At 60.7% G+C, this 7,914-nt stretch carries 8 protein-coding genes and 2 pseudogenes; 4 read left to right on the top strand and 6 right to left on the bottom strand.

All coding sequences use genetic code 11. The annotated features are described in order from the left end of the window. The 5 genes from C9413_RS23655 to C9413_RS23635 form a co-directional block, all read right to left on the bottom strand. Positions 1-215, bottom strand: a 215-nt coding sequence (locus C9413_RS23655; protein ID WP_170250975.1) for an ATP-binding cassette domain-containing protein, incomplete at its 3' end; no start/stop codon positions are given. Next, the gene (locus tag C9413_RS23650) at positions 212-1,030 is read right to left on the bottom strand and encodes an ABC transporter permease (protein ID WP_040114779.1); all 819 of its coding nucleotides are present in this window, start codon (positions 1,028-1,030) and stop codon (positions 212-214) included. The genes C9413_RS23655 and C9413_RS23650, both read right to left, overlap by 4 nt. Further along, positions 1,027-1,971: an ABC transporter permease gene (locus C9413_RS23645; RefSeq protein ID WP_040114778.1), complete on the bottom strand. Its 945-nt coding sequence runs from the start codon at positions 1,969-1,971 to the stop codon at positions 1,027-1,029. The genes C9413_RS23650 and C9413_RS23645 overlap by 4 nt, the downstream gene beginning before the upstream one ends. Positions 1,972-2,149: 178 nt before the next feature. Next, positions 2,150-3,055: a LysR family transcriptional regulator gene (locus C9413_RS23640; protein ID WP_040114777.1), complete on the bottom strand. Its 906-nt coding sequence runs from the start codon at positions 3,053-3,055 to the stop codon at positions 2,150-2,152. Between the two features lie 37 nt (positions 3,056-3,092). After that, positions 3,093-4,067, bottom strand: a complete 975-nt coding sequence (locus C9413_RS23635; RefSeq protein WP_170250974.1) for a LysR family transcriptional regulator — start codon at positions 4,065-4,067, stop codon at positions 3,093-3,095. Positions 4,068-4,106: 39 nt separating this feature from the next. Between C9413_RS23635 and C9413_RS23630 the strand changes: the two genes are divergently transcribed. From C9413_RS23630 to dinB, 3 genes are all read left to right on the top strand, one after another. After that, positions 4,107-5,480 (top strand): MmgE/PrpD family protein, encoded by a 1,374-nt coding sequence (locus C9413_RS23630; protein ID WP_170250973.1) that lies wholly within the window; start codon positions 4,107-4,109, stop codon positions 5,478-5,480. 197 nt (positions 5,481-5,677) lie between these two features. After that, the gene (locus tag C9413_RS23625; protein WP_052451756.1) at positions 5,678-5,956 is read left to right on the top strand and encodes a hypothetical protein; all 279 of its coding nucleotides are present in this window, start codon (positions 5,678-5,680) and stop codon (positions 5,954-5,956) included. 3 nt (positions 5,957-5,959) lie between these two features. After that, positions 5,960-7,093 (top strand): DNA polymerase IV, encoded by a 1,134-nt coding sequence (gene dinB, locus C9413_RS23620; RefSeq protein WP_052451755.1) that lies wholly within the window; start codon positions 5,960-5,962, stop codon positions 7,091-7,093. Here dinB and C9413_RS33770 read toward each other — a convergent pair. Further along, positions 7,047-7,184, bottom strand: a pseudogene (locus tag C9413_RS33770) (SOS response-associated peptidase); the annotation flags it as partial. The gene dinB and the pseudogene C9413_RS33770 sit on opposite strands and share 47 nt — an antisense overlap. A 61-nt stretch (positions 7,185-7,245) precedes the next feature. Between C9413_RS33770 and C9413_RS23615 the strand changes: the two are divergent. Further along, positions 7,246-7,836 (top strand): annotated as a pseudogene (locus tag C9413_RS23615) (hydrolase). Positions 7,837-7,914: the final 78 nt, after the last annotated feature.

Here is a 7,914-nt window from a genome sequence, read left to right as displayed (position 1 = left end):
TCACGTGGAAGGGGATGAACATCCTGGTTGATGGGCGCCGGCAGCAGCGAGATCAGGGCGCGTGTTGCCAGCGTCTTGCCCGATCCGCTTTCCCCGACGATGCCGAAGATCTCGCCTGGGGCGACGTCGAAGCTGACGTCCTTGACAACCTGCACACCGGTTCCGGCGACCTGAAGCGACAGGTTGCGGACACTCAAAAGCGTTTCATTGGTCATTTCAGCCCCCTCATCCGCGGATCAAGCTTGTCCCGAAGAGCATCCCCCAGAAGATTGATGCCGAGGAGCGTCAGGGCGATCGCCAGCCCCGGGAAGAGACCCAGCCAGACCGCCTGTTCGATGAAAGGCCGACCGGCCGCCAGCATGTTGCCCCAGGTCGGCGCCGGTGGCGGAACACCGAGACCGAGAAAGCTGAGCGCGCTTTCAGAAAGGATCGCCCAGCCGAACATCGACGTCGCAAGCACGGTGATCGGGGCGATGCAATTGGGAAGGATATGGCGGAACATGGTGTACATCTCGCCATTGCCCATCACCTTGGAGGCCTCGATGAATTCCCGCTCTCGCAGCGACAGGACGGCACCGCGGACAACGCGGGCCATGGAGGGAGAATAGGCAATGCCCAGCGCAAAGATGATGCCATATTGGTTGGCGCCGAAGACGGCGAGCAATCCAAGCGCCAGAAGAATGCCGGGAAAGGCGAGAAGCGCATTGTTGACCGCCATGATGACTGCATCGATCCAACCGCGGGCATAACCGCTGACGAGACCGATCAGCGCGCCGCAGACCGTCGCGAATGTGACCGTCAAGGTGCCGATCCAGACGCTCGCCCGGGCGCCGACGATCAGGCGGCTGAGCACGTCGCGGCCGAATTCGTCGGTTCCGAGCCAGTGGGCGCCGCTTGGCGCTGCCAGCCGTGCCGTGAAGCCGAGCTTCATCGGATCATACGGTGTCCAGAACAGGCCGATGCCGGCCGAGAGGAGCAAAGCGGAAATCAGAACGCTGCCGATCAAGCCGTTGAATGTGATCTTTTTCATTCGGCGACAACCCGGGGATCGAACAAGGGATAGAGCAGGTCGACGACCAAATTGACCAGCACATAGGAAAGCGAGACGAACAGCAGGCAACCCTGGATAACGGGGTAATCGCGAGCAAAAATGCTGTCGACCATCAGTCGCCCGAGCCCCGGAATGGTGAAGACTGTCTCGATGACGGCAATGCCGCCGAGCAGATTGCCGAGGATCAGACCGATGACCGTCCAGGTCGGGCCGAAGGCATTCTTGAAGGCATGCCGCCAAAGGACGGCGCTTTCGGAAAGGCCCTTGGCCCGGGCATGGGTGATATAGTCGAGACGCATCACTTCCAGCGTCGAGGCGCGTGCCATGCGGATCAACACACCCATCTCATGAATGACCAGGGTCATGATCGGCAGCACCAGGTAGAGCAGGCCACCGGTAACATTGTTGCCGATCGAGACATAGCCCAGGACCGGTAACCAGCCGAGTTTCAAACCGAAGAAGAGCAGAAGCAGCAGTCCGAGCCAGAATGTCGGGATCGACAACAGGATCGTGGCCGTGCCGACCAGCGCCAGGTCTGTCAGACTGTTCTGCCGCCAGGCGGCGATGACACCGGCCGGCACGGCGATAAAGCTCGCCAGGAGGACGGCGACGACGACGATTTCGGCGCTGACCAGAAAGCGCGATGCGACGAGCGGCAGAACCGCCTCGTCATTGACGATCGAGCGGCCGAAATCACCCTGCACGACATTGGCGGTCCAGATCAGGAACTGTTCCGGCAGCGATTTGTCGAGGCCAAGTTCCGAGCGCATCGCCGCGATCTGATCCGGCTCAGCCATATCACCCAGCATCAATGCTGCCGGATCGCCGGGTATGAAGCGGATCAGCGTGAAGACGGTCACCGAAACGAGGACAATCGTTGGTAATGCCATCAACAGGCGGTTCAGAACGAATTTCAGCATTTTTGTTCCCCGCGATGGGCGACGGACAATGCCCGGCGCCATCGGTTTCGTTGCCGCAGACTATGATCGAATGAAAAAATATCCGCAATATTATGCGATTCCGTCATAAGTCTATGCGGAATAGCGCAGCAACCAGAGAGGGCGCGATGAAACTAAAAAGCGGGCCAGTAAGCTGGTTTTAAATGCTTTTCTGGGAAACATGGATCTGCCGTTTCAAGGCATCGCTGAGTGCATGGGCGGCAATCGAGAGGGGCGTACCGATCGCCCTCGCCAATCCAAATTCCTGTGTCGTGCGCGGCACGAAAGGGCGATGAACCACTGGCAGGTGACGATAGAGATTCGCATAAAAGCTGCTGATGATCGTCACGCCGAGGCCATGTGCGACATAAGAACAGGCGGAACTGTTGGTATGCGTCTCGATCTTGACGATCTGCTTGACGCCTGCCCGCCGGAAGGTCTGGTCGAGCGCCATGCGGTTCGGCCGTTGGCGGCCTATCAGAATGAGCGGCACGTCGCGCAGGTTCTTCACCGTGATTTCCTCCAGTCTTGCAAGAGGATGATCTTTCGGAACGACGCAGACGCTTTCGCCGGTGGCGACGCGCTCGACCTCGATGCCCGGTCCGCTGTCGCCCTCCATGCGCAGAAAGCCGAAATCGATCACCCTCTGCTCGACGAGCTTGTTGATCGCGGTCGTCGTCTCAAAGAAGGTTTCGATCCGCACGCCTGGGAAATCGCGGATGTAATGGGCCAGCATTGCCGGCGCGAAATGCTCCCACATGCTGCTTGGCAGACCGATGCGGACGACCTCCGGGCCGGCGGCGCCGCTTCTTAAGTCCTCCGCGTGACCCGACATCCGATCGACCGCCAGCAAGATGTTCTCGGCATCGCGGGCAAGAAGCAGGGCCTCGGGGGTTGGGATGAGACGGCCTTTGTCGCGCACGAAAAGCGACACCGAAAGATCCGCCTCGAGCTGCTGGAGGAGGCGGCTGACGCCGGACTGGCTCAGTCCCATCGTCTTTGCCGTGGCAATCGTAGACCCCGTCGCCAAAAGTGTGCGCAGGACTTCCAGTTGCTTGATATTCATACGTTTGCGATCCCCCGTAACGGCTCAAGCACCGTCATCATGCCCAGTCCGAAATGCATTGAAGGAAAAGGCTGGCGGCCTTTGGCATCGGAAATTTCTCTCCGCTGATCAGCGCGTAAGCAACCGGCAGTTCCGGTTCGAGTGGAATGAACCGGAGCGGCAGCGTCGCAAATTCGCGCGCGATGATCTCGCCGACCAGCGCAATGCCGAGCCCCTGCGCGGCAAGCGCGCAGGCACTCGCCACCGAATGCGCTTCGAGCAAGGGGCGTTGGCGGATGCCGGCCTTGTAGAACAACGCCTCAAGCTCATGGCGAACCGGTCGCTCCCTGTTCAGCATGATCAGATCCTGCCCCTTCAGGTCGCCGACCGACAATTGGCGGATGCCGGCCTTGGGATGATCGTTGTGCAGGGCGCAAATGATCCGCGACGACAGGATCTTTTCCTGTTTCAATCCGGGGCTCATCAGCGGCAGACGCGCGAAACCGAGATCGGCCTCACCGTCGGCCACCATCCGTTCTATTGCGAGATAGCTACCGGATGCGACTTCGACGCGCATCGGACCATTCGCTGCGAGAAAGTTCTTCACGAGCTTCGGAATGCGCGTCGAGGAAAGGCTGGCGGGAAAGGCGAGCCGCAGCATGATCTCGCGCGATCGACCGCTCTCGAGCTCCATCGCCGCCGTTTTCAAGGCGCGCAGCCGGTCGGAAATGGCACGGATTTCCGGGCCGAGCTGCAGCCCCTCGCGGGTCGGTTGAAGGCGGTTCTTTTCCCGTTCGAAAAGCCGGACGCCGAGATAGTCTTCCAGTTGCTGCAACAACCGACTGGCGTTCGATTGCGAGATCCCAAGCTCGACTGAAGCGGCGATCGTCGAGCCCGTCGCGGCGATGGCGTCATAGGCCTCGATATGCTTCAGGCTGATCGCCGCACTCGTGTCCCGCGCCATTCTATCTCCATTACCGATAGCCCTACCCGCAAACCGCATAAGATTGCGGACCTGCGGAAAGTTGAACATTTTCCGCTGAGAACCAAACTCACGGAAAGACTTTCGTCAATGGCCACCATTCTCCGGAAGATCGCGGAACAGGTCCTGTCGCGAACGACGTTCTCAAACCTCGCCATGGATCGGGCAAGAGATGCTGCGGTGGACACCATCGGCTGCATGATTGCAGGCAGAGGCGATGAAAGCATCGCCGCGCTCACCCGCGCCTTCCATGGGGAAATCGCCGGAAGCGGCGAAGCGCGGCTCGTCACCGGCGGCTCCGCCTCGCCCTCGCTTGCCGCTCTCATCAACGCAACGGCGGCTCACGCGCTCGATTTCGATGACAATTTCCATCCGGCGAGAGCGCATGCCTCCGCGGTGCTGGTGCCGGCGCTGCTGGCGGTTTTGGCGAGCGGCAAGGTCACGAGCGGAAGACGGTTTCTCGAGGCCTACCTGGCCGGGCTGGAAGCGCAAGCGGCAGTCGGCTTCGGCGTCAATCCCTCTCACTACAACAGGGGGTGGGACGCAACGGCGGCGGGCGGGGGCATGGGGGCCGCAGCTGGCGGGGCAAGGGTGATGCGCGCCGATGAAAAGGAGTGGGCCGGGGGGGTGAGCCTCGCGCCGAGCTGCGCCTGCGGCCCGAAGGGGCAATTCGGCACGACCGCCAAACCGCTTCACGCCGGCATTGCCGCGCGTAATGCCGTGGATGCGGCGCGCATGGCGCTTGCCGGCATGAGCGGGCGGCCGGATATCCTCGAGCGGCCGCAAGGCTTCCTCGATCTTTTCGGGGGCGATGATGCCAAGGGCTGGGAGGGACTGACATTCGAAGAGGAACATATCATTGAAAGCCGGGGCGTGGTGACCAAGCGCCATCCCTGCTGCGCCTCGACCCATCGCGCGATTGACGCGCTTCTGGATCTGAAGCAGGAACGTGGGCTTTTGGCGGGCGACATTGCCCGGATCGTGGCGAAAGTCGGCATATCCGCTGCCCGCAACCTCGCATATCCCGACCCCACCGACGAGATGCAGGCCCGCTTCTCGATGCAATATTGCCTGGCGACAGCTTTCCTCAGAGGCTCCCTTAGCCTTTCAGACTTTACACGGCAGGAGATCGGGCGGCCGGAAATCCGGCAATTCATGCCCCGCATCGAAATGCAGTCCTATTCGGCCGAAGAGGAAAAAGGCGTGGAGCGCCTCCCGCACATCGTCACTGTCACAACGCGCGACGGCCGCATTTACAGGAAGTCCCGCTTGCACGCCAAGGGATCGCTTGAAGCGCCGATGAGTGATTACGAACGCAAAGTAAAGTTCATGGATTGCTTACACTGGGCAAATCGGCGCAATTCCGAAGCCTCTTTCCAACGGCTTTGTGCCCTGGCCGATTTTGAAACCCTGTCTTGCGACAACGCATTCTGGAGCTTGATCTCAGATGGCTTGAAAGGGTAAGCGCCATTATGCAGCGCGCCATAGGCCAAGCCACCTCCTCGCTCACGATCTCCTTTACCCGTTTTCGGCTTGAGAAGTCGAAATATGTTCTGTATCTGTTCTAACGGCGAGATGAGTCAATGCCCAGCTAGCGCGCGGAAGTTGAGCAAGAGTGCCGATTGGAGAATTCCGTGAACGGATTCAAGTCCATGCCAGGAATGGTTTTTGAACATGCACCGACGGCAGCTGAGAACGATCTGGGTCCGACACTGAAAGATCATCGGGAGCCGATCATTGAATTCATCTGTCGCCCATGTCATCGCGATTGCGCGCTTGAGCGCAATCTGTTGGTGAAAGCGTTTGGCGCCAGCATGACCTTCGCTGTGATCCGCCGCCGCATGGCGATGGGCTGCGAGCGGATGCAAACGCCGGAGGGTGACAAATGTGGCGCGCACTTCCCATCTCTTGGCGACACCGATGGTCCTGATGGAAACTAGGCCATGACAAACGACAAAGGCAGTGAGCGCCCGCGCAAAATCGTGCATGTGGACATGGATGCCTTCTACGCATCGGTCGAACAGCGCGACAATCGCGAGCTGCGGGGCCTGCCGGTTGCCGTCGGCCATCCTGCCGCCCGCGGCGTGGTGGCGGCCGCCAGCTACGAGGCGCGAAAGTTCGGCGTTCATTCGGCGATGCCTTCCGTGACCGCAAAGCGCAAATGCCCCGATCTCATCTTCGTCAGGCCGCGCTTTGACGTCTATAAGGCGGTTTCGCTGCAGATCCGCGCGATCTTTGCCGAATACACGCCGATGATCGAGCCGCTGTCACTCGATGAGGCCTATCTCGACGTCACCGAAAACCTGAAGAGCATGGAAATCGCCACCGAGATCGCCGCGGAAATACGGGCGAAGATCAAAGCGACGTCAGGGCTCACCGCGTCAGCGGGCATTTCCTACAACAAGTTCCTGGCCAAGATGGCATCCGGCCAGAACAAGCCGGACGGCCAGTTCGTCATCACCCCCAAGAACGGGCCGGCCTTCGTCGAGCAACTCCCCATCAAGAAGTTCCATGGCGTCGGACCGGCGACGGCCGAGAAGATGCACCGGCTTGGAATCGAGACGGGCGCCGACCTCAAGGAGAGGACGCTCGAATTCCTCGTCGAACATTTCGGGAAGTCTGGGCCATATTTCTATGGAATTGCCCGCGGCATCGACAATCGCCAGGTCAAGCCGGACCGGGTGCGGAAATCCGTCGGCGCGGAAGACACGTTCTCCGAGGATATTCACTCCTTTGAGCCGGCACGCGAAGGCCTTCAGCCGCTGATCGAGAAAGTCTGGAGCTATTGCGAGGCCAATGAAATCGGCGCCAAGACCGTGACGCTCAAGGTCAAGTATGCCGACTTCAGCCAGATCACCCGCAGCAAGACGGTTACGGCACCTTTGCAAACGATCGGCGACCTCGAGGAAATGGTCGACCTGCTTCTCGCGCCGATCTTTCCGCCGCGCAGGGGAATCCGCCTGCTCGGCGTCACGCTGTCATCATTGGAACTGCAGACCTCTGGAGTGGCGCCGCAGCTGCGACTGGCGCTTAGACCGCCAGCATCGGCTGGGCTGGAGCGCCCGAGTGACGTTTGACCCGGAAGGTCCCTGCCGGCGGCGGCCGCAGGATTTGCTCTTCGGGCACAAGTCCGTCGAACCAGACCATGCGTTGATCTCGTGTCAGCACCGCCTCCGCAGAGCGCTGCGCCGCAACAAAGCTTCTTCGTCCCGAAGATTCGGTACTCGTTTTGATCGACCACCAGCCCTACCAGCTTGCGAACCTGAACAGCCACGAACCGCAGATGGTGGTCAACAATTCGACCGCCCTGGCGAAGGCTGCCAAGCTCTTCGGCGTCCCCACCATCCTGACCAAGTGGTCGCGGCGCGGGGCGGTCTCCTCTTCCCGCAGATTACCGAGGTCTTTCCCGGCCAGGAGGTGATCGACCGGACGTTCATCAACACCTGGGAGGACCAGAAGGTGGTGGATGCGGTGAAGGCGACGGGCCAAGCAGCTGATCATTGCCGGCCTGTGGACCGAGATCTGCGTCGCGATGCCGATAATCCAGGCCTCGGCGAAGCCTGGGATGTCACGGTCATCACCGACGCGTCGGGCGGCACGTCAGTCGAGGCCCACGAGGTGCCGATCCAGCGCATGATCGCGGCCGGCGCGAACATGATGCCTGGTTGGCGCTGGCATCCGAGTGGCAGCGCGACTGGCCCGTATCGAAAAAGCGGGCAAGATGACGGAAGTGCTCGGGCAGCACGCGGCTGGCGGAGGCATCGCGTGTCTGTGGGAGCAGCAGCTGCTTAACATTCCGGTGCCAAAGACCACGGGCTGATCTGGACGGGGATGACGGGACCCTTGAGGTAAAACTCACCGTTTTATCGATCCTCGTCATCTCTCTCGATACGAAGGC

Source organism: Rhizobium sp. SEMIA 4085 (genome assembly GCF_013004495.1).
Taxonomy (GTDB): domain Bacteria; phylum Pseudomonadota; class Alphaproteobacteria; order Rhizobiales; family Rhizobiaceae; genus Rhizobium; species Rhizobium gallicum.
This window is presented reverse-complemented; position numbering and strand designations above follow the sequence as displayed.

Excerpts from the sequence above, each read along its gene's own strand:
- C9413_RS23650 (WP_040114779.1), bottom strand. The coding sequence starts at position 1,030 with ATGAAAAAGATCACATTCAACGGCTTGATCGGCAGCGTTCTGATTTCC.
- C9413_RS23645 (WP_040114778.1), bottom strand. The coding sequence starts at position 1,971 with ATGCTGAAATTCGTTCTGAACCGCCTGTTGATGGCATTACCAACGATT.
- C9413_RS23640 (WP_040114777.1), bottom strand. The coding sequence starts at position 3,055 with ATGAATATCAAGCAACTGGAAGTCCTGCGCACACTTTTGGCGACGGGG.
- C9413_RS23635 (WP_170250974.1), bottom strand. The coding sequence starts at position 4,067 with ATGTTCAACTTTCCGCAGGTCCGCAATCTTATGCGGTTTGCGGGTAGG.
- C9413_RS23630 (WP_170250973.1), top strand. The coding sequence starts at position 4,107 with ATGGCCACCATTCTCCGGAAGATCGCGGAACAGGTCCTGTCGCGAACG.
- C9413_RS23625 (WP_052451756.1), top strand. The coding sequence starts at position 5,678 with ATGGTTTTTGAACATGCACCGACGGCAGCTGAGAACGATCTGGGTCCG.
- dinB (WP_052451755.1), top strand. The coding sequence starts at position 5,960 with ATGACAAACGACAAAGGCAGTGAGCGCCCGCGCAAAATCGTGCATGTG.